Source organism: Pseudomonas sp. IPO3749, assembly GCF_013386605.1.
Lineage (GTDB): Bacteria > Pseudomonadota > Gammaproteobacteria > Pseudomonadales > Pseudomonadaceae > Aquipseudomonas > Aquipseudomonas azotoformans_A.
Map to the genome: position 1 here is coordinate 33,623 of NZ_JACARN010000023.1, position 20,510 is coordinate 54,132.

At 60.7% G+C, this 20,510-nt stretch carries 17 protein-coding genes; 15 read left to right on the forward strand and 2 right to left on the reverse strand.

The window, feature by feature from the left end:
- Nucleotides 1-81 precede the first annotated feature (81 nt).
- The 8 genes from HX812_RS11890 to HX812_RS11925 all read left to right on the forward strand — a co-directional run bounded on the left by HX812_RS11890 (nt 82) and on the right by HX812_RS11925 (nt 10,301).
- Nucleotides 82-453 (forward strand): CidA/LrgA family protein, encoded by a 372-nt coding sequence (locus tag HX812_RS11890; protein ID WP_038842210.1) that lies wholly within the window; start codon nt 82-84, stop codon nt 451-453.
- Nucleotides 443-1,129 carry an LrgB family protein gene (locus HX812_RS11895; protein WP_038842213.1) on the forward strand — a complete coding sequence of 229 codons (687 nt, stop codon included), beginning with the start codon at nt 443-445 and terminating at the stop codon, nt 1,127-1,129. The genes HX812_RS11890 and HX812_RS11895 overlap by 11 nt, the downstream gene beginning before the upstream one ends.
- Nucleotides 1,130-1,279: 150 nt before the next feature.
- Nucleotides 1,280-2,062 carry a class II aldolase/adducin family protein gene (locus tag HX812_RS11900; RefSeq protein WP_038842216.1) on the forward strand — a complete coding sequence of 261 codons (783 nt, stop codon included), beginning with the start codon at nt 1,280-1,282 and terminating at the stop codon, nt 2,060-2,062.
- Nucleotides 2,062-2,964 (forward strand): alpha/beta fold hydrolase, encoded by a 903-nt coding sequence (locus tag HX812_RS11905; RefSeq protein ID WP_038842219.1) that lies wholly within the window; start codon nt 2,062-2,064, stop codon nt 2,962-2,964. The genes HX812_RS11900 and HX812_RS11905 overlap by 1 nt, the downstream gene beginning before the upstream one ends.
- A 117-nt stretch (nt 2,965-3,081) precedes the next feature.
- Nucleotides 3,082-3,993 (forward strand): SDR family oxidoreductase, encoded by a 912-nt coding sequence (locus HX812_RS11910; protein ID WP_038842221.1) that lies wholly within the window; start codon nt 3,082-3,084, stop codon nt 3,991-3,993.
- 484 nt (nt 3,994-4,477) lie between these two features.
- Entirely contained in the window at nt 4,478-6,268 is a 1,791-nt protein-coding gene (locus tag HX812_RS11915) for a DUF1302 domain-containing protein (protein WP_038842224.1), read from the forward strand.
- Nucleotides 6,269-6,294: 26 nt separating this feature from the next.
- Nucleotides 6,295-7,653 (forward strand): DUF1329 domain-containing protein, encoded by a 1,359-nt coding sequence (locus tag HX812_RS11920; protein WP_038842226.1) that lies wholly within the window; start codon nt 6,295-6,297, stop codon nt 7,651-7,653.
- 146 nt (nt 7,654-7,799) lie between these two features.
- Nucleotides 7,800-10,301 (forward strand): LuxR C-terminal-related transcriptional regulator, encoded by a 2,502-nt coding sequence (locus HX812_RS11925; protein ID WP_038842229.1) that lies wholly within the window; start codon nt 7,800-7,802, stop codon nt 10,299-10,301.
- Here HX812_RS11925 and HX812_RS11930 read toward each other — a convergent pair.
- Entirely contained in the window at nt 10,298-11,173 is an 876-nt protein-coding gene (locus HX812_RS11930) for a helix-turn-helix domain-containing protein (RefSeq protein ID WP_038842230.1), read from the reverse strand. The genes HX812_RS11925 and HX812_RS11930 overlap by 4 nt on opposite strands.
- A 138-nt stretch (nt 11,174-11,311) precedes the next feature.
- Here HX812_RS11930 and HX812_RS11935 point away from each other — a divergent pair, with 138 nt between their 5' ends.
- Nucleotides 11,312-12,220 (forward strand): DMT family transporter, encoded by a 909-nt coding sequence (locus HX812_RS11935; protein ID WP_038842232.1) that lies wholly within the window; start codon nt 11,312-11,314, stop codon nt 12,218-12,220.
- Here HX812_RS11935 and norR read toward each other — a convergent pair.
- Nucleotides 12,206-13,729: a nitric oxide reductase transcriptional regulator NorR gene (gene norR / locus HX812_RS11940; protein ID WP_038842234.1), complete on the reverse strand. Its 1,524-nt coding sequence runs from the start codon at nt 13,727-13,729 to the stop codon at nt 12,206-12,208. The two genes, HX812_RS11935 and norR, sit on opposite strands and share 15 nt — an antisense overlap.
- Nucleotides 13,730-13,876: 147 nt before the next feature.
- Between norR and hmpA the strand changes: the two genes are divergently transcribed.
- The 6 genes from hmpA to cyoD all read left to right on the forward strand — a co-directional run bounded on the left by hmpA (nt 13,877) and on the right by cyoD (nt 20,502).
- Nucleotides 13,877-15,058, forward strand: coding sequence for an NO-inducible flavohemoprotein (hmpA, locus tag HX812_RS11945; RefSeq protein ID WP_038842236.1), 1,182 nt, complete (start codon nt 13,877-13,879; stop codon nt 15,056-15,058).
- A gap of 211 nt (nt 15,059-15,269) precedes the next feature.
- Nucleotides 15,270-15,776 carry a disulfide bond formation protein B gene (locus HX812_RS11950; protein ID WP_010206438.1) on the forward strand — a complete coding sequence of 169 codons (507 nt, stop codon included), beginning with the start codon at nt 15,270-15,272 and terminating at the stop codon, nt 15,774-15,776.
- A 791-nt stretch (nt 15,777-16,567) separates the two neighbouring features.
- A complete protein-coding gene (gene cyoA / locus HX812_RS11955; protein WP_028617882.1) occupies nt 16,568-17,509 on the forward strand; it encodes a ubiquinol oxidase subunit II in 942 nt (313 codons plus the stop codon).
- A 3-nt stretch (nt 17,510-17,512) separates the two neighbouring features.
- The gene (gene cyoB, locus HX812_RS11960; RefSeq protein WP_033896216.1) at nt 17,513-19,531 is read left to right on the forward strand and encodes a cytochrome o ubiquinol oxidase subunit I; all 2,019 of its coding nucleotides are present in this window, start codon (nt 17,513-17,515) and stop codon (nt 19,529-19,531) included.
- 3 nt (nt 19,532-19,534) lie between these two features.
- Nucleotides 19,535-20,161 (forward strand): cytochrome o ubiquinol oxidase subunit III, encoded by a 627-nt coding sequence (locus HX812_RS11965; protein ID WP_010206435.1) that lies wholly within the window; start codon nt 19,535-19,537, stop codon nt 20,159-20,161.
- Nucleotides 20,161-20,502 carry a cytochrome o ubiquinol oxidase subunit IV gene (gene cyoD / locus HX812_RS11970; protein ID WP_010206434.1) on the forward strand — a complete coding sequence of 114 codons (342 nt, stop codon included), beginning with the start codon at nt 20,161-20,163 and terminating at the stop codon, nt 20,500-20,502. The genes HX812_RS11965 and cyoD overlap by 1 nt, the downstream gene beginning before the upstream one ends.
- Nucleotides 20,503-20,510 lie beyond the last annotated feature (8 nt).

The window sequence follows — 20,510 nt, forward strand, 5'->3', positions numbered from 1 at the left end:
GGAATAGTCGGCAGTCTAACAATTCGCTGTGGGGATGGGGTGCGCGTCTCTAAAATGGAGGCCTGCGAGGAACCAAAGCCCATGAAGCGTTTCACCCGTCTGTTGATTGAATTGATCGTGCTGTTGGCTATTTATCTGCTCGGTTGCCAACTAGCCGTATGGCTCGCGTGGCCGATTCCTGGCGGCGTAGTGGGCCTGGGCCTGTTGTTGGCAAGCTTCGCTAGCGGGCTGGTGAAACCGGCGGCCCTGCAATTGGGCGCCGGTGTGTTGATGGCTGAAATGTTGCTGTTCTTCATTCCTGCGTTGATGAGCCTGCTGGACTACGGCGGCCTGTTGCGCAATGACGGCTGGCGCATCCTGCTGGTGATTGGCTTCAGCACCTTGGCGGTGATGCTGGTGACCGCGTTCACCGTCGAACTGGTGTGCCGCTGGAGGCTGCGCCATGAAGCTTGAGCTGATGCCGGTGTTCTGGCTCGCCTTGACCTTGGGTGCGTACATTTTCAGCCGCTGGATCTACCGTCGCACCGGGCGTTACCTGTTGTCGCCGCTGATTCTGGTGCCGGTACTCTTGCTGGCCGTGGCGGTGCCGATGAACACCGCCTACGCCGAATACTCCGCCGACACCCATTGGTTGATGCTGGTGCTGGGCCCGGTGACCGTGGCCTTCGCGGTGCCGATCTGGCAGCAGCGCACGTTGCTGGCGCGTTACTGGTCGGCCTTGTTGCTGGGCATGATCGCCGGCAGCGTGGCCTCCATCGCCACCTCATTCGGCTTGGCCAAAGCGCTGGCGTTGGACACCTCGGTGACGATGTCCCTGGTGCCACGCTCCATCACCACACCGTTCGCCATGCCCGTGTCGTCCGACTTGGGTGGCGTGCCGGAACTGACGGCCGTGTTCGTGATGTTCACCGGCGTGTTCGGCGCCATGCTCGGCGGCGTGCTGCTCAAGTGGTTGCCATTGCGCACACCCTTGGCGCGCGGCGCGTTGTTCGGCGTGGGCGCCCATGGTGCGGGCGTGAGCCGAGCACACGAAGTGGGCGGTGAAGAGGGCTCCGTCGCGGGCCTGGTGATGGTGCTGACGGGGCTGCTCAACCTGTTCGCCGCGCCTTTATTGGCGGCACTTCTCTGACGTCGCGTGTACGCATTTAAACTATTCTCAACACTGACTCGTACGGTCATCAAGCTGGCTGCCAAGGCAACTACGGCGGCGACGGCGTCTGACTAGACTGGCCCATCACTCAAAAAAACAATAAGAAAATGCGCCAAGGAGGTCGTTGCCGTGAGCCTAGCCCCCGTTCCATCGCCACAGAATGTCAAAGATCAGGTCAGCGCTGCCGAATGGCAGACCCGTGTCGACCTGGCTGCCTGCTACCGCCTGGTGGCGATGCACGGTTGGGATGACCTGATCTTCACCCACATCTCGGCCAAGGTGCCGGGCACTGATGATTTCCTGATCAACCCCTACGGCCTCATGTTCCACGAGATCACTGCGTCGAGCCTGGTCAAGGTCGACCAAGCCGGCAACAAGCTGATGGACAGCCCCTACGAGATCAATCCGGCGGGCTACACCATCCACAGCGCCATCCACGAAGTGCGCCACGACGTAGCCTGCGTGCTGCACACCCACACCGCTGCCGGTGTTGCGGTGGCGGCGCAGAAGCAAGGCGTGTTGCCGATCAGCCAGCAATCGATATTCGTGCTGTCGAGCCTGGCCTATCACGCCTACGAAGGTGTGGCGCTGAATCACGAAGAAAAGGCCCGCCTGCAGGCCGATCTGGGCGACAACAATTTCCTGATGCTGCACAACCACGGCCTGCTGACCTGCGGCAGTACCATCGCCGACACCTTCCTGATGATGTTCACCTTCCAGCGCGCCTGCGATATCCAGGTGCTGGCGCAAAACGGTGGTGCTGAATTGATCAACATCGGCCCCCAGATTCTCGCTGGCGCCAAGGCGATGGTGGCGGCTGTCACAAAGAGCGCACAAGGTATGGGGGGCGCGCTGGCCTGGCCGGCGTTGCTGCGTAAGCTGGACACTCAAGACCCTGGGTATAGAAGCTGATGCCACTCGCCGAGATCCCGCTGAGAGCCTGGCGCAAACGCAGCCAGACGTTCGACTTCCACGGCCGCGCCATCCGTTATTGGGTGGCGGGGCAGGGCGAACCGTTGCTGCTGATCCATGGCTTTCCCACGGCCAGCTGGGACTGGCACTACCTGTGGCAGCCCCTGGCCCAGCGCAACCTGGTGATTGCCTGCGACATGCTCGGTTTCGGCGACTCGGCCAAGCCGGTGGACCACGGTTATTGCCTGCTGGAACAGGCGGATTTGCAACAGGCACTGCTGGAACATCTGCGCGTGGAGCAGCCGGTGCATGTGCTGGCCCACGACTACGGTGACAGTGTCGCCCAGGAACTGCTGGCCCGGCACTACGAGGGTCGCTTTCAGATGGCCAGCTGCGTGTTTCTCAACGGCGGGCTGTTTCCCGAAACCCATCGACCGGCATTGGTGCAAAAACTCTTGCTCAGCCCGCTGGGCTGGATGATCGGCCGTGCTTTTGGGCGCAATGCCCTGGCAAACAGTTTCAGCCAGATCTTTGGCCCCAACACCCGCCCCAGCGAAAGTGCGCTGGATGATTTCTGGAGCCTGATCGACTGCCATGACGGCACGCGCATCCTGCACAAACTCATTGCCTACATCCCTCAACGCCGGCGCATGCGTGAGCGTTGGGTGGCGGCGATGCAACAGGATGAAGTGCCGCTGCGGGTGATCGATGGCGAGATCGACCCGATCTCCGGCACTCATATGGTGGAGCGTTATCGCGAATTGGTGCCCCACGCCGACACGGTACTGCTGGCCAATATCGGCCACTACCCGCAGATCGAGGCGCCGGTTCAGGTGCTCAAGCACTACCTGGCGTTCCGTGATCGGATTGGGCAACCGGCACCACGATTGGCCTATTCCTGAGCTGACGATTATCCCCCAGCCTTATCGAGCACCATTCAGCCCTGGCCGGCTTTATTGTGACCAAAGCCCCCGTGCCTGACACTCGACCCATTCCCATTGTCGCCTTTGGAGTTCGGTATGAGTCAGTCAGTGCAGTTCCAGGATAAGGTCGTGATCGTCACCGGTGCCGGCGGCGGGTTGGGCCGGGCCCATGCGCTGCTGTTCGCCAAACATGGCGCCAAGGTGCTGGTCAACGACCTGGGCGGTTCCACCCAGGGCGAAGGCGCCAATGCTTCGGCTGCTGACCGTGTGGTGGCGCAGATCCGCGAGGCCGGTGGCATCGCCGAAGCCAACCATGACTCTGTCACCGACGGTGACAAGATCGTGCAGAACGCCCTCGACGCCTTTGGCCGTATCGACGTGGTGGTCAACAACGCCGGCATCTTGCGCGACAAGACCTTCCACAAAATGGACGACAGCGACTGGGACCTGGTTTACCGGGTGCATGTCGAGGGCGCCTACAAAGTCACCCGCGCCGCCTGGCCCCATCTGCGCGAGCAAGGTTACGGGCGGGTGATCTTCACTGCATCCACCTCGGGCATCTATGGCAACTTCGGCCAGTCCAACTATGGCATGGCCAAGCTCGGCCTGTATGGATTGACGCGCACCCTGGCGCTGGAGGGCCGCAAGAACAACATCCTGGTCAACGCCATCGCCCCAACCGGTGGCACGCGCATGACCGAAGGCTTGATCCCGCCGCAGGTGTTCGAGCGCCTCAAGCCGGAGTTGGTCAGCCCATTGGTGGTGTACCTGGGCAGCGAGGCCTGCGAGGAAACCTCGGGGCTGTTTGAAGTGGGCGGCGGCTGGATCGGCAAGACCCGCTGGGAGCGTAGCCTGGGCGTGGGCTTTGATCCGCAAGCAGGCTTCTCGCCCGATGACGTGGCGGCGCATTGGCAGCAGATCTGCGACTTCGAGGGGGCGGCTCACCCCAAGGACAATATCGAGGCGTTGAAGGAGATGATGGCCAATTTGCAGAAATTCAGCCTGTGATCGTTGCTTGAAAAAGCTTGAATGCTACGGGGCGCTGAGGGCGCCCCGTTTTATTCCAGGCATAAAAAAGGCCGCTGCATAGGCAGCGGCCGAAGTAAGACGTTGGATCAAGGAGCGACAAATCAACGTCAGTGAACACCGGTAAAAGACTGAAAACAGGCATCAATCCATTTGAATCTGGCTTTTCTTCCGGTTGTGGAAGCGGGCCGTTTGCCCTGAAAGCCCGGCAAGAATAGCCGCTTGTAACAAAATGAGTAATGCCGATTCGTGACAAGGACTGTTGCGTAATCAGCAACAGTTGCGCGGTCCTCCATACATTCCCCTGATAACCCACCATCCACCCAATGCATGCCTGTGCCCGAAGCCCAGGCCAGAGCGCCCTGTCATCCTTTCGAGCGACAACACGAATCCCTCCTTGGTGCGCTTATCGCTCCTGATGGGCGGCAGTAGGGTGGGGCCTTCTGTCACTCACCGGGGAAGACGCATGACAAGAACAACAATGCGCGCCATCTTCAGGCCACAGGCGCTGGCCGCTGCGGTTGCGTTGGGGTGCTGTGCCCAGGCACAGGCTGTTTCATTCAACATTGGCGAGATCGAAGGGCAATTCGATTCCTCGCTGTCGGTGGGCGCGAGCTGGGGCATGCGCGACGCCGATAAAAAGCTGGTGGGCACGGTCAACGGCGGCACTGGCCAGGCGTCTACCGGGGATGATGGGCGCTTGAACTTCAAGAAGGGCGAGACCTTCTCCAAGATCTTCAAGGGCCTGCACGATCTTGAGTTGAAGTACGGCGACAGCGGCGTATTCGTGCGTGGCAAGTACTGGTATGACTTCGAGTTGCAGGATGAAGATCGCGAATTCAAACAGATCAGCAATCACCACCGCGATGAGGGCGCACGTTCCTCCGGCTACGAATTGCTCGATGCCTTCGTCTATCACAACTATTCGATTGGCGACCAACCGGGCAACGTGCGCCTCGGCAAGCAAGTGGTCAGCTGGGGTGAAAGTACCTTTATCGGTAACTCCATCAACAGCATCAACCCCATCGACGTCTCAGCCTTCCGCCGCCCCGGTGCGGAAATCAAGGAAGGGCTGATTCCGGTGAACATGCTGTTCGCCTCCCAGAGCTTGACCAACCAGCTGACAGTGGAAGGTTTTTACCAACTGAACTGGGAAAATACCGTACTGGATAATTGCGGCACATTCTTTGGTGGGGATGTGGCGGCCCACGGCTGTAATGACAACTACACGGTGGGTAACCCGGCGATTGCGCCGTTGCAGCCGGTGGCCGCCGCGTTTGGGCAAGGCTTTCAAGTGACCCGCGAGGGTGTGATCGTGCAGCGTGCACGGGATCGTGATGCCCGTGACAGTGGTCAGTTCGGTACGGCGTTGCGCTGGCTGGGAGATGACACCGAGTACGGTCTGTACTTCATGAATTATCACAGCCGTACGCCAACGGTGGGGACCATCACCAACAACACCAGCCTGGCCACCCTGGGCGCCGTCTCCGGTACCGCCAACGGCATCGCACCCGGCTCCGGTGCGGGGTTGGTCCAGAGCCTCATGCTCGGCCGTGGCCAGTATTATTTGGATTACCCGGAAGATATCCGCCTGTTCGGTGCCAGCTTCTCCACCACCTTGCCCACGGGCACGGCGTGGACCGGTGAGATCAGCTACCGGCCGAATGCGCCGGTGCAACTCAACACCACCGACCTGACCCTGGCCTTGATCAACCCCGTCGCCGGCCAGACCGCTTCGCCAATCCGCAGCAACTTCGGTGACGACAACAAAGGCTATCGCCGCAAGGAAATCACCCAGATTCAAAGCACCATGACCCAGTTCTTCGATCAGGTGCTGGGCGCCGAACGCCTGACGCTGGTAGGCGAGGCTGCGTACGTGCATGTCGGTGGGCTGGAAGACAAATCCAAACTGCGCTACGGCCGCGATTCGGTCTACGGTGCCTATGGTTTCCAAGGTGACACCGATGGTTTCGTCACCGCCAATTCCTGGGGCTACCGCGCGCGGGCGATCCTTGACTACAACAACGCGATTTTCGGGGTGAACCTCAAGCCCAACCTGTCCTGGTCCCATGACGTGGCCGGCTACGGCCCCAATGGCCTGTTCAACAAAGGCGCCAAGGCCATCAGCATCGGCGTGGATGCGGACTACCGCAGCACCTACACCGCCAGCCTGAGCTACACCGACTTCTTCGGCGGCGACTACAACACCCTGACCGACCGCGACTTCCTCGCCCTCAGCTTCGGCGCGAACTTCTGACCTGGCTTAAAGAAGGACAAGCATCCATGCGTAAGACAATTGCAGTGTTGGCCCTCAGCCTGTTGGCCACCCACGTGATGGCAGCGGTATCGCCGGAAGAGGCGGCCAAGCTCGGCACCACCCTGACCCCGGTGGGCGCCGAAAAAGCCGGCAACGCCGACGGCTCGATCCCAGCCTGGACCGGTGGCATCCCGAAAAATGCCGGCGCCGTGGACAGCAAGGGCTTCCTGGCCGACCCGTTCGCCAGTGAGAAACCACTGTTCGTGATCACCGCGGCCACCGTCGACAAATACAAGGACAAACTCTCCGACGGCCAGGTGGCGATGTTCAAGCGTTACCCCGAGACCTACAAGATCCCGGTGTACCCAACCCACCGTACGGTCAACCTGCCGCCGGAGATCTACGAGTCGATCAAGCGCAGCGCGCTGAACGTCAAGCCGATCAACGACGGCAATGGACTGGAAGGTTTCACCGGTAACCGCTACTACGCGTTCCCGATTCCGAAGAATGGCGTGGAAGTGCTGTGGAACCACATCACCCGCTACCACGGTGGCAATTTGCGCCGCATCATCACCCAGGCCACGCCGCAGACCAACGGCAGCTACACGCCGATCCGCTTCGAGGAGGAAGTGGCGGTGCCGCAATTGATCCCGGACATGGACCCGGCCAAGGCGGCCAACGTGCTGACCTTCTTCAAGCAGTCGGTGACGGCACCGGCGCGCCTGGCGGGCAACGTGCTGCTGGTGCATGAAACCCTCGACCAAGTGAAGGAGCCGCGCCTGGCGTGGATCTACAACGCCGGCCAGCGTCGCGTGCGCCGCGCGCCGCAAGTAGCGTATGACGGGCCGGGCACTGCCTCCGACGGCCTGCGCACCTCGGACAACTTCGACATGTTCTCCGGCGCCCCGGACCGCTACGACTGGAAGCTGGTGGGCAAGAAAGAGATGTACATCCCCTACAACAGCTACAAGCTCGACCAGCCGACACTCAAGTACGACGACATCATCAAGGCCGGCCACATTAACCAGGACCTGACCCGCTATGAGCTGCACCGTGTGTGGGAAGTGGTCGGCACGGTCAAGCCGAGTGAGCGGCACATCTACGCCAAGCGCCACATGTACATCGACGAGGACAGCTGGCAGGTGGCACTGGTGGATCACTACGACGGCCGTGGCCAACTGTGGCGTGTCGCCGAAGGTCATGCGCAGTTCTATTACGACCACCAGACCCCGGCCTACACCGTGGAAACCCTCTACGACATCATCGCCGGACGCTACATCGCGCTGGGCATGAAGAACGAGGAGAAGAGCAGCTTTGTGTTCGGTTTCGCGGCCAAGGCGGCCGATTACACCCCGGCAGCGTTGAGGGCCGAAGGGGTTCGCTGATCACCCTTTGATCTGGCCGGGACCCTTCAGGCTCCCGGCTTTTTTATGCCCGCCAATCACCCCGCTGAATACTTCTTCAACAACCGCCGACCACAGGACTAGGGTAGGCGCCACGTTGCATAACAATAAAAAAGCAGGATGCAGCAATGACCGCCATGACACGCTGCCTGGACCGTCCTGGATTCATGCCTCGGCTGTCCGCCCATCATTTGTTGCGCCCACGCCTGGCCGAGCCCTTGCTGGCGGCGCAGGTCAGGGTCAAGTTGCTGTGCGCGCCCGGCGGCAGTGGCAAGAGCGCGCTGCTCGCCGAGTGCGCGTTGCAGGCACCCAAGGATTGCCCGGTGTACTGGTTGCCGCTCAATGGTGTTGCCCTGAGCCCCGTCGATCTTTGCCAGCGCTTGGCGCAGAACCTGGGTTTGCCGTTCACCGATGAGGTGACACTGCTGTCGGACCTTGCGCGTTGGCAGGCTCCGGCCTGGCTGTTCCTCGATGACTTCTGCCGCTTGCCCGCGCCGGACACCGACGCCTTGCTGGATCGCCTGCTCACTGCCAGCAGCCCGGCCCTGACCTGGTGGCTGGGCGCGCGGCGTCGCCCGCTGTGCAATTGGCCGAGGTTGCTGCTGGACGATGAGCTGCTGGAGTTTGGCGCAGACTTGGCGTTCAGCCCTGCCGAGGTCCAGCAATTGCTCATTCATGCCCCAGGGCAGTCTGTCGACAGCGTGTTGCAGTTCAGTGCCGGCTGGTGTGCCGGTACGCGCATCGCTTTGCTGGGGGACGGCCACCCGGAAAAGACCTTGCTCGATTACCTGCAACACGAGCTGTTCAGCACATTGCCGCTCGAACTGGCCGAAGCCTGGCGCGTGTTGGCTCATCTGCCGCGCTTCAACGCAGGGTTGTGCGAGCACCTGTTCGGCTTTGGCGACGGTGATCAGTACCTGCATGATTTGCAGGCCCTCGGCGCGTTTATCCAGCCTTGGGAAGACACCGAGTGGCTGCAGGTCTTTCCACCCCTCGCCGATTTGCTGCGTGACGAGCCCTGGCCAGCCAAGCGTTCATGGCACCGCCGCGCCTGCCAATGGTTCACCGCCAAACAGGACTGGCAGGCCGCGTTTGAACAAGCCTTGCTCGCCGAAGAATATGAAGTGGCGGTGAGCCTGTTGCAGCACTTCAGTTTTGAAGACCTGTTCCGCCAGCAGAACGCGATGCTGCTGTTGCGCCTGCATGAACAGCAGGGTGATGAGCTGATGCTCGGCTCGGCGCAATTGGTCGGGTTGCTGACGGCGGCGTTGCTGTTCGCCGGGCGCTTCGAGCAGGCCGCGCAATGCATCCATCAACTGGCACGCTTTGCGCCGCAACCAACGGCGGCGCAGCAGCGCTACCTGCTGGCGCGTTGGCAGGCGCAATGGGGCTGGCTGCTGCATCTGGGCGGCGATGCCGAACGTTCTCGCGAACACTTCCTCGAAGCGCTGCAAGCTTTGCCCGACAGCGCCTGGACGTCGCGGTTGATGTGCCTTTCGGGCCTGACCCAGCAAGCCTTGCTGCGTGGTGAGCTGGATGTCGCCCAAGCCCTGAGTCGCGAAGCCTTGTGCCTGGCCCGTGCCCACGGCTCGTTGCTGCTCGAAGCCTTGTTGGAGCTGGACCACGCGCAACTGCTGGAGCAGCGTGGCGCCCCTTATCGGGCGCAAAGCCTGCTGGAAAATGTGCAGGCGATGTTGCTCAAGCAGCGCCTCAAGGCCGGGCCCTTGGTCGGGCGCATTGCCCTGCGGCGCGGGCACCTGGCGTTGCGTCAGGGGCAAGACAGCCTGGCCGCCGAGTGTTTCGAGGCGGGCTTGAAGATGTGCCTGCACAGCCAGGACAAACGCGTGCTCTACGGATTCCTCGGCCTGGCCCTGCTGGCCGCCAACCGTGGCGATTACGCCCAGGCCTTTGTGCAACTACGCGATGCCGAGCGGCTGATGCAGCAGCGTCAGGTGCCCGACACGGTGTACCGCGCGGTGTTGCTGCTGGTCAGCGGGCATTTCTGGTTGCAGCAGGGGCGTGCCGAATTGACGGTGGAAGCGGTGCGCCGTGTCCTTCGCCACTTCCGTGGCCCCCAGGCCAGGCAGGCGCCACCCGCCACCTTGGAGCTGGTGCCACGCCTGGAGTACCTGCTGGTGCTGGCGGAAGTGAAGCTGGGTTGCGCCGATCAGCCAGTGGCGCGGCTCACGGCCTTGCTGGACACCACCCGCCAACGCGGCATGCTTTGCCTGGAAACCGAGCTGCACCTGGTGCTGGGCGAAGTGGCCTGGCAAATCGGTGATTCCACGCTGGCGCGCCGCTCGCTGCAAACCGGGCTGGCGCTGGCGGCACGTTGCCAGGTGCAGCAGGCGATTCGCGAGCTGCGCTTGCGCTCGCCGGGGTTATTGAGCGAGCTGGGCATGGAGCCGCAAACGCCAGGGGCGGGTGCAGTAGAAAGCCCACTCAGCCAGCGCGAACTGGAAGTGCTGCAGTTGATCGCCCTGGGCAATTCCAACCTGGAAATCGCCGACCGGCTGTTTATCTCCCTGCATACGGTCAAGACTCACGCGCGGCGTATCCACAGCAAGCTCGGCGTGGAGCGGCGCACGCAAGCGGTGGCCAAGGCCAAGACGTTGGGGTTGATGACCTAGGCGCAGAACGCCTGGCGGTATTCGCCGGGGGTGGCGCCCATGGCTTGGCGGAAGCGATGGGTGAAGTGGCTGGCGCTGGAAAAACCGCACATCAAGGCGATTTCACTCAAGGGCAGGGCGCCACTGCGCAAGAGGGCCTGGGCGCGGGTCAGTCGGCGTGCCAACACGTACTGATGGGGCGGCAGGCCGAAGCTTTGTCGGAACATCCGCGCGAAGTGGTATTCCGACAGCGCGCACATCCCGGCCAGTTGGCCCAGGCTGATCGGGTCTTCCAGGTGCTGGTCGATGTACTCAACCAACAGCCGTCGCTGATACGCCGCCAGCCCGCCTTTCAACCGCAGCCCCTCGCGGGCGCCGACCTGGCTGAGCAAGGTGTGGCTGAGCATTTCGTGGGCCAGGCTGCTGGTCAGCAGGCGCTCGGCGGGTTCGTGCCAGTTCAGCGCGATCAACTGGTGAAAGCGCCGGGCCTGGCTGGCGTCTTCCAGAAAAGTGCTTTCGCGCAATTGCAGGGTGCGCGGTTCGCGGTCGAGCAGGGTGACGCAGCCGAGGGCGAATTGCTCCGGGCTGAAGTACACGTGGGCCAGGCGGATTTCGCCGTTGATCACCCAGGCCGACTGATGCTCGGCGGGCAGGATGCACAGCTTGTCGGGCCCGCCCTTGGTGCCGGGCTGGTCGCGCCGAAAGGTGCCGGTGCCGCCGCCGATGTAGCAGGACAAGGTGTGATGGCTGGGCGCCTGGTAATCCTGGGCATCGTGATGGTTGCTCCACAAGGCTGCAGACAAGCCGTCACCGAGCTCGGCGCAGGCTTCGAGGCGTGCATTGGGCGAGCGGTTAAGGGCTTGAAAGACTTGCAGGGATTCCAGATCAGGCATGGTTCGTACTCTCCGACGCCTTGCATCCTACTCCGCGCGGCGCGTGCTGTGCGCCCACCGCCCGACAAAAGCGCAAGATTGTGCAAGAGCGCGGCATGGATCGCGGGCCACACTGTGGCTCAATCGATGGAGCCCGCTATGAACCTTTCCCTGTATTTACTCACCGTGCTGATCTGGGGCACCACCTGGATCGCCCTCAAATGGCAACTGGGCGTGGTGGCGATTCCCGTGTCCATCGTCTATCGCTTCGGCCTGGCGGCGCTGGTGTTGTTTGCGCTGTTGCTGGTCAGCCGCAAGTTGCAGGTGATGAACCGGCGCGGGCATTTGATCTGCCTGGCCCAGGGGCTGTGTCTGTTTTGCGTGAACTTCATGTGCTTCCTGACGGCCAGCCAATGGATCCCCAGCGGGTTGGTGGCGGTGGTGTTCTCCACTGCGACGCTGTGGAACGCGCTGAATGCCCGGGTGTTTTTCGGCCAGCGGGTGGCGCGCAATGTGTTGATGGGCGGCGGCTTGGGCTTGCTGGGCTTGGGCCTGTTGTTCTGGCCGGAACTGGTAGGGCATACCGCCAGCCCGCAGACCTTGCTCGGATTGGGGTTGGCGTTGCTGGGGACGATGTGTTTCTCGGCGGGCAATATGCTGTCGAGTCTGCAACAGAAGGCCGGTCTGAGGCCGCTGACGACCAATGCCTGGGGCATGTTGTATGGTTCGTTGATGCTGGCGACCTATTGCTTGGTGCGCGGGATTCCGTTTGAGATGGACTGGAGCGCGCGGTATGTCGGAGCCCTGTGGTACCTGGTGATCCCAGGTTCGGTAATCGGCTTTACCGCGTACCTGACCCTGGTCGGGCGCATGGGGCCGGAGCGCGCGGCGTATTGCACCGTGTTGTTCCCGGTGGTGGCGCTGAATGTCTCGGCGTTTGCCGAGGGCTACCAGTGGACCGCGCCGGCGTTGGCGGGGTTGGTGCTGGTGATGCTGGGCAATGTGTTGGTGTTTCGTAAGCCCAAGCCAGCCCCTGTCCCCACCGAGAAAGCCTTACTTCAGCCCTAGGCGCTTGGCCATCCGGCCGAGGTTGGCGCGGTCCAGGCCGAGTTCGCGGGCGGCGCTGGCCCAGTTGTGCTGGTGGCGCTCCAGGCAGGCACTGATGACCTGGCGTTGGTAGTGCTCGGTGGCTTGACGCAGGTCGCCGGTCACGACGGGTATCACGTCGGTGTGTGCTTCGATCACGGGTGCGCTGACGTCGGGCAGGTCCAGGTCCTGGGCATTCAAGCTGAGAATCTTCGGACGCTCGCGACAGTTTCCCAAGGCTTTCAGCGCGCTGCGTCCGATCAGATGCTCCAGCTCTCGTACATTCCCCGGCCAGTTATAGGCCAGCAGCGCCGCCTGGGCGTCGCTGGTCAGGCGCAGGCTGCCCAGGCCCATGCGTGAGCGGTTCTGTTCCAGGAAGAAACCGGCCAGCAGCAACACATCGCGCCCGCGTTCGCGCAGCGCCGGCACTTGCAGCGGATAGACGCTGAGGCGGTGATAGAAGTCGGCGCGGTAGCGGCCATTGCGTACTTCGTCAGCGAGGTCGCGGTTGGTGGCGGCGATCAGGCGCACATCCACTTGGTGTTCCTTGTCCGAGCCCAGGCGTTGCAATTGACCGCTTTGCAGCACCCGCAGCAGCTTGGCTTGCACGGTCAGTGACAGTTCGCCCACTTCGTCGAGGAACAGCGTGCCGCCGTTGGCCAGTTCGAACCTGCCGCGACGCTCGTTCAGCGCGCCGGTAAAGGCGCCGCGCACATGACCGAACAGCTCGCTCTCCACCAGGGTTTCCGGCAGGGCGGCGCAGTTGAGGCTGATCAGCGGTTTATCCGCGCGCGTCGAAGCGGCATGGATGGCCTGGGCCACCAGTTCTTTGCCAACTCCGGTTTCGCCGGTGATCAGCACAGTGAGGTCACTGCCGCCCACCAGCTTGATCTCTTCTACCAGGCGCTTGTGGGGTTTGCTCTGGCCGATCATCTCCTTGTGCTGCTGGCCGCTGGCCTCGCGGTAGATTTCGGCGCGCAGGGTCAGGCGTTCAATGCGTTCGGCCACGTTGACGGTAGCCGCGGCGAGGCTGGCGAAGGCTTGCAGGGCATCCAGTTCCACGCGCTCGAAGCGCTCGGTGTCGAGGGCGTCCAGGGTCAGCAGGCCCCAGGGCTGATCGTCGACGAACAGCGGGCAGCCCATGCAATCGTGCACTTCCAGATGCCCGTGCAACCCATCCACCAATCCGTCATAAGGGTCGGGCAATTCGCTGTCACTGTCGAAACGCGTTGGGCCGGGGCTGCTCAGCAGCACGGCGAAGCGTGGGTGATCGCTGACCTTGAAGCGCCGGCCCAGGGTGTCGGCGCTCAGGCCGTCGACGGCCAGCGGCACCAGCCATTCGCCGTCCAGGCGCAACAGCGCGGCGGCGTCACAGGGCAGCAGGGCGCGCATGGCTTGTAACAGGCGGCGGTAACGCTCGCCTTCGGGCAGTTCGCGGGACAGGTCAGCGACCAGGGGCAGCAGGGTAGTGAGCAGCGATTGCGCAGTCATAATGACTCCTTGTAGTCCTTATGACTATACGTTGTAGGAAGTCATACTGACTACATATTAAATAAGTCATTGAAATTTAACGTTTTATTAGTTGGCACGAATACTGAGTAGATAAAGGCAATCAGTAAAGAAGCCCAGGAGGCTCCCATGCTTAGTGCCCAAGACCGTGCCATCGTCAAATCCACCGTGCCCCTGCTGGAAAGCGGTGGCGAAGCGCTGATCACCCATTTCTACCGCATGATGCTTTCCGAGTACCCGCAAGTTCGCCCGCTGTTCAACCAGGCCCACCAGGCCAGCGGCGACCAACCCCGCGCCTTGGCCAATGGCGTGTTGATGTATGCGCGGCATATCGACCAGTTGGACCAACTGGGCGACTTGGTGGCCAAGATCATTAACAAGCACGTGGCCCTGCAGATCCTGCCGGAGCATTACCCGATCGTCGGCGCCTGCCTGCTGCGTGCGATCTCCGAAGTGCTGGGCAGCGAGATTGCGACCCCTGAAGTGATGAGTGCCTGGGGCGCGGCCTACGGCCAATTGGCGGATATCCTGATTGGCGCCGAAGCGGCGATCTATGAAGAGAAGGCCCAGGCGCCCGGTGGCTGGCGCGGTGCGCGGCCGTTCATCGTGGTCAAGCGCGTGGTGGAGAGTGACGAAATCATCTCCTTCTACTTTGCCCCGGTAGATAACGGCCCGATTCTCGCCGCCGCGCCAGGCCAATACATCGGCATGAAATTGGTGCTCGATGGCGAGGAAGTGCGCCGCAACTATTCGCTGTCGGCCCTGACCGATTCGGGCCTGTACCGCATCAGTGTCAAGCGCGAAGCCGGCGGGCGGGTGTCCAACTACTTGCACGACCAACTGCATGTCGGCGCGACCATCGATCTGTTCACGCCTTCGGGTGAGTTCACCCTGGCAGCCAGCGATAAACCGCTGGTGCTGATCAGCGGCGGGGTCGGCATTACGCCAACCTTGCCGATGCTCGAAGCCGCCCTGGCTACCCAGCGCCCGGTGCACTTCATCCACTGCGCGCGTAACGGTGGGGTGCATGCGTTCCGTGATTGGGTCGATGCGTTGGCAGCACAGCATCCGCAGCTCAAGCGCTTCTACTGCTACTCCGAAGATGATGGCGTGAGCCCGGCGGCGGACAAGGTGGGTTTGCTCAGCCAGGAACAGCTTGCGGCGTGGTTGCCTGAACAGCGCGACATCGATGCCTACTTCCTTGGCCCTAAAGGCTTCATGGGCGCGATCAAGCGCCACCTCAAGGCCTTGGGCGTGCCAGAGAAGCAAAGCCGCTACGAGTTCTTCGGCCCGGCTGCGGCGCTGGAATAACACGGTCAAAAATGTGGGGACGGGCTTGCTCGCGAATGCAGTGTGTCAGTCGATGCATGAGTGACTGACACAACGCTTTCGCGGGCAAGCCCGCTCCCACATTTTGTTTTGCATTTCCCAAGATTAATCCCCCGTTAACCCCCCTCTGTTTAAACCACTCCCTGTGTGTAAACTTGCGGCCATTGGCACAACCAAACAAAGGGAACCGGAAATGAGTGACGAATTGCGTTTAGGCAGGGAGCGGCGCTTTCTGGTGTTGCTGGGCATCATCTGCCTGGCGCTGATCGGCGGTGCGCTGTATATGCAGGTGGTATTGGGCGAGGCGCCATGCCCGCTGTGCATCCTGCAACGCTACGCCTTGCTGTTGATCGCGATCTTCGCGTTCATCGGCGCAGCCATGCGCACCAAAGGGGCGCTCACGTTTTTCGAAGGGCTGGTGATCCTCAGCGCCCTCGGCGGTGTGGCCGCAGCCGGTCACCACGTGTACACCCAGTTCTTCCCCCAGGTCAGCTGCGGCATCGATGTGCTGCAACCGATCGTCGATGACCTGCCACTGGCCAAGGTGTTTCCCCTGGGCTTCCAGGTCGACGGCTTCTGCAGCACCCCGTATCCGCCCGTGCTGGGCCTGTCCCTGGCGCAGTGGGCGCTGGTCGCGTTCGTGCTGACGGTGATCCTGGTGCCGTTGGGCATTTACCGGAATCGCCAGCGCAAAGCCTGAGCCCATTCCTGAAACGCCCCGGTCCTTCTTGAGCGAAGGCCGGGGCGTTTTTGCGTGTAGGGATTTGTGAACAGAGCGTGACGCCGGACAACTTTGGGTGTGCGCAGTGTGCGACATGTTGTCACACGGAAGCTGCCGCAGGACGTTTCTGACCCGCCGAACGGCCGCTTAAATTTGCATAAAACGGCCAAGATGTGCTGTCAGTTCGTGGTTCTGACGTGGCCACGGACCTCGCGCCGCGCCAGCAATTGGGTGATGTCCGAATGCCTTGTTTTATGGGGGCTTGCATCGGTTTGGCATGCCCTTACAGCGCGTAAGGACTGTGGCGGATTGCCCTATAACACGGCAATTTTTGTGGTTTTTGTTGAGAATCTAACGCGATAAGATCGCGAACCTTTGCAATATTGGTGAAGGATTATTGCTGTAATCGATAAAAATTATTTCTTTATAAGACATGGTTTATACATCGCTAGCTAACTACAATCGCCCGCACTGAATGTCCGGTGCTGTTCAATATTTGAGCACTGGAGCGGTCGAGGGGCAGATGGACGGCTCTGTGCGACCCCAAGGTTCCGACAGCCTTTCAACTATCCGCACCAAATGGAATTGGTCTGTAACAAGGCCTTTAACCACGAAATCGAATAAGAACTCACCGCAGGTCCGTGAAACGCCACAGATGGCGTGATGGGCAGGCTCTTATTCAATCGAAGAGAAATGCCAACCCTTGGCAGGGTGAAGTGTTGGCGATCAAAACCCAACTGCATTGCGCAAGCTGCTTTAGAGGTCGTGAGATGAGTAAAAACAGGTACCCCCGATTACTAGGCTTTTTGCCGCTGCTGGGCATGATGTTAATGCTGGGAGGCTGCAAGTGGACCTTGATGGACCCAAAAGGACAGATCGGTCTGGATCAACGAAACCTGATCATCACCGCCACCCTGCTGATGTTGTTGGTTGTGGTGCCTGTGATCATCATGACCTTCGCCTTCGCCTGGAAATACCGCGCGTCGAACACCAGCGCCACCTACGCGCCGAAGTGGTCGCACTCCACCAAGATTGAAATCGCAGTGTGGCTGGTGCCGATCCTCATCATCATCGCCCTGGGTTACATCACCTATAAGTCGACCCACGAGCTGGACCCGTACCGTCCGCTGGAATCCGACGTCAAGCCGATCAACATCGAAGTGGTCGCGCTGGACTGGAAGTGGCTGTTCATCTACCCGGACCTGGGTATCGCCACCGTCAACGAAATCCAGTTCCCGGAGAACACTCCGCTGAACTTCCGGATCACCTCCGACGCCGTGATGAACTCGTTCTTCATCCCAGCCCTGGGCGGTCAGATCTACGCGATGGCAGGCATGCAGACTCGCCTGCACCTGATCGCCAACGAAAAAGCTGAAATGGAAGGCATCTCCGCAAACTACAGCGGCGCTGGCTTCACCGGCATGAAATTCAAAGCGATCTCGACGAGCCAGGAAGGTTTCAACGCCTGGGTAGCCGAAGTCAAGGCCGCACCTAAACAGCTTGATCAAGCTGAATACGACGCCCTGACCAAACCAAGCCAGAACAACCCAGTCGCTCTGTACTCCGCGTATGAGCCGGACCTGTTTCAGAAAATCGTCGACAAGTACGAAGGTATGAAGCCAGGCAAGCCGGTCAAGCACGAGAAGAAAGAAGTGGCCGCGGTTGAAGGTTCTGACACGGGCTCGCATTCAACTGCTGGGGCAGAGGAGTAAACGATGTTTGGTAAATTAAGTTGGGATGCGGTCCCGTTCCACGAGCCGATCGTAATGGTGACCATCGCCATGATCGCGCTGGGTGGTCTGGCACTGTTTGCAGCAATTACGTATTACAAGAAGTGGACCTACCTGTGGACCGAGTGGTTGACGTCTGTCGACCACAAGAAAATCGGTGTCATGTACGTCATCGTTGCCATGGTCATGCTGCTGCGTGGTTTTGCCGACGCCATCATGATGCGTACCCAGTTGGCCATGGCCACCGAGGGGTCGCCTGGCTACCTGCCGCCTGAACACTATGACCAGATCTTCACCGCCCACGGTGTGATCATGATCATCTTCATGGCGATGCCATTCTTCACCGGCCTGATGAACCTGGCCTTGCCGCTGCAGATCGGTGCCCGTGACGTTGCCTACCCGTTCCTGAACTCCCTGAGCTTCTGGCTGCTGGTCTCCGGCGTTGTGCTGATCAACCTGTCCCTGGGCGTCGGCGAATTCGCCAAGACCGGTTGGGTTGCGTATCCGCCATTGTCGGGCCTGCAATACAGCCCTGGCGTAGGTGTGGACTACTACATCTGGGCGCTACAGTTATCAGGACTCGGGACGACATTGACGGGGGTCAACTTCCTGGCCACCGTCCTGAAAATGCGCGCCCCTGGCATGAAACTGATGGACATGCCGATCTTCACCTGGACCTGCACCTGGGCCAACGTCCTGATCGTGGCTTCGTTCCCGATCCTGGCCGCTACCATGGCGCTGCTGTCGCTTGACCGTTACCTGGATTTCCACATTTTCACCAATGAACTTGGTGGCAATCCAATGATGTACGTGAACCTGTTCTGGGCATGGGGTCACCCTGAGGTGTACATCCTGATCCTGCCAGCGTTCGGTATCTTCTCCGAAGTGATCTCGACCTTTACCGGCAAGCGCCTGTTCGGTCACCACTCGATGGTTTACGCATCGGGCGCGATCTCTGTACTGGGCTTCATGGTATGGCTGCACCACTTCTTCACCATGGGCTCGGGGGCCAGCGTCAACGCCTTCTTCGGCCTGGCGACGATGCTGATTTCCATCCCGACGGGGGTGAAGCTATTCAACTGGCTGTTCACCATCTACCACGGTCGTCTGCGCATGACCAGCCAGGTCCTGTGGACCCTGGGCTTCATGGTGACCTTCGCCATCGGCGGCATGACCGGCGTACTGCTGGCCATCCCGGGTGCTGACTTCGTCCTGCACAACAGCCTGTTCGTGATCGCTCACTTCCACAACGTGATCATCGGTGGTGCGGTATTCGGTTACATCGCTGGTTTCAGCTTCTACTTCCCGAAAGCGTTCGGCTTCAAGCTGCACGAAGGTTGGGGCAAGGCTGCGTTCTGGTTCTGGATCTCGGGCTTCTTCGTCGCGTTCATGCCGCTCTATGCACTGGGCTTCATGGGCATGACCCGTCGTCTGAACGCCACCACCAACCCTGAGTGGGTGCCGTACCTGTACGTTGCCATGTTCGGTGCAATCATGATCGCTGTAGGTATCGCCTGCCAGTTGATCCAACTGTACGTGAGCATCCGTGACCGTAAGCAGAACGCTTGCGACTCCGGCGACCCATGGAATGGCCACACCCTGGAATGGTCGACTTCGTCGCCACCGCCGTTCTACAACTTCGCCGTGATCCCTACTGCGAACACCATTGATGCGTTCACCGAAGCCAAGGAAGACGGTACTGCGTACCAGCGTCCTAAGCACTACGAGCCGATCCACATGCCAAACAACACCGCCACTGGCGTGGTGATGGGTGCGCTGTTGACCGTGTTCGGTTTCGCGATGATCTGGCACATCTGGTGGCTGGCAATCGTGGGCCTGGTTGGCACTATCGGTTACTTCATCGTTCACGCCGCGCGTGACGATCAAGGCTACATGGTGCCGGTCGAGACGATCGAACGCATCGAAGCCGAGCAACACGCTCGCCTGGTAGCCGAGAAGAAGATCCCGGCCAACCGTGTAGAAACCTCGTTGGAACAGGCTTAAACCATGTCGAACTTAGTGACCAATGCTGGACACGCCCATGTCGATGACCATGGGCACGATGACCATCACCACGACTCGGGGCCGATGACCGTTTTCGGTTTCTGGCTCTACCTGATGACCGACTGCATCTTGTTTGCGTCGATCTTCGCGGTGTACGCGGTACTGGTAAACAACGTAGCGGGTGGCCCGTCGGGCCACGACATCTTCGAACTGCCTTACGTGCTCGGCGAAACCGCCTTGCTGTTGTTCAGTTCGATCACCTACGGCTTCGCCATGTTGGCCTTCTACAAGGGCAACAAGAAAGGCGTACTGAGCTGGTTGGCACTGACCTTCCTGTTCGGCCTGGGCTTCATCGGCATGGAGATCAACGAGTTCCACCTGCTGATCTCCGAAGGCTACGGCCCGCACCGTTCCGGCTTCCTGTCCGCGTTCTTCACGCTGGTAGGTACCCACGGTCTGCACGTAACGGCTGGCCTGCTGTGGATGGCGGTGATGATGTATCAGGTCAATAAACACGGCCTGACCAACACCAACAAGACTCGCCTGAGCTGCCTGAGCCTGTTCTGGCACTTCCTGGACGTGGTCTGGATCTGCGTCTTCACCGTTGTTTACCTGATGGGGACTCTGTAATGGCTAATGCACACTCCCATGACCATGACAGCCATGATGCAAGCCACGGCAGCGTCAAGTCGTACGCCATCGGCTTCATCCTGTCGGTAATCCTGACGCTCATCCCGTTCGGTCTGGTGATGTACCCGACCCTGCCTAAGTCGATCACCTTGATGATCGTGCTGGCGTTCGCGGTGATTCAGGTTCTGGTTCACCTGGTGTACTTCCTGCACCTGGACCGCTCCAAAGAGCAACGCGATAACGTGATTGCGTTCGTGTTCGCAGGGTTGGTAATCCTGCTGCTGGTTGGCCTGTCGATATGGATCATGTTCAGCATCCATACGTTCATGATGGCGAAGTGAGGTAAGAC

What these genes read in the sequence shown, in the direction of transcription:
- HX812_RS11895 (WP_038842213.1), top strand. Translation starts at nt 443, where the DNA reads ATGAAGCTTGAGCTGATGCCGGTGTTCTGGCTCGCCTTGACCTTGGGT.
- HX812_RS11965 (WP_010206435.1), top strand. Translation starts at nt 19,535, where the DNA reads ATGTCGAACTTAGTGACCAATGCTGGACACGCCCATGTCGATGACCAT.
- HX812_RS11920 (WP_038842226.1), top strand. Translation starts at nt 6,295, where the DNA reads ATGCGTAAGACAATTGCAGTGTTGGCCCTCAGCCTGTTGGCCACCCAC.
- HX812_RS11890 (WP_038842210.1), top strand. Translation starts at nt 82, where the DNA reads ATGAAGCGTTTCACCCGTCTGTTGATTGAATTGATCGTGCTGTTGGCT.
- HX812_RS11925 (WP_038842229.1), top strand. Translation starts at nt 7,800, where the DNA reads ATGACCGCCATGACACGCTGCCTGGACCGTCCTGGATTCATGCCTCGG.
- HX812_RS11910 (WP_038842221.1), top strand. Translation starts at nt 3,082, where the DNA reads ATGAGTCAGTCAGTGCAGTTCCAGGATAAGGTCGTGATCGTCACCGGT.
- HX812_RS11935 (WP_038842232.1), top strand. Translation starts at nt 11,312, where the DNA reads ATGAACCTTTCCCTGTATTTACTCACCGTGCTGATCTGGGGCACCACC.
- hmpA (WP_038842236.1), top strand. Translation starts at nt 13,877, where the DNA reads ATGCTTAGTGCCCAAGACCGTGCCATCGTCAAATCCACCGTGCCCCTG.
- HX812_RS11905 (WP_038842219.1), top strand. Translation starts at nt 2,062, where the DNA reads ATGCCACTCGCCGAGATCCCGCTGAGAGCCTGGCGCAAACGCAGCCAG.
- cyoA (WP_028617882.1), top strand. Translation starts at nt 16,568, where the DNA reads ATGAGTAAAAACAGGTACCCCCGATTACTAGGCTTTTTGCCGCTGCTG.
- norR (WP_038842234.1), bottom strand. Translation starts at nt 13,729, where the DNA reads ATGACTGCGCAATCGCTGCTCACTACCCTGCTGCCCCTGGTCGCTGAC.
- cyoD (WP_010206434.1), top strand. Translation starts at nt 20,161, where the DNA reads ATGGCTAATGCACACTCCCATGACCATGACAGCCATGATGCAAGCCAC.
- HX812_RS11950 (WP_010206438.1), top strand. Translation starts at nt 15,270, where the DNA reads ATGAGTGACGAATTGCGTTTAGGCAGGGAGCGGCGCTTTCTGGTGTTG.
- cyoB (WP_033896216.1), top strand. Translation starts at nt 17,513, where the DNA reads ATGTTTGGTAAATTAAGTTGGGATGCGGTCCCGTTCCACGAGCCGATC.
- HX812_RS11930 (WP_038842230.1), bottom strand. Translation starts at nt 11,173, where the DNA reads ATGCCTGATCTGGAATCCCTGCAAGTCTTTCAAGCCCTTAACCGCTCG.
- HX812_RS11915 (WP_038842224.1), top strand. Translation starts at nt 4,478, where the DNA reads ATGACAAGAACAACAATGCGCGCCATCTTCAGGCCACAGGCGCTGGCC.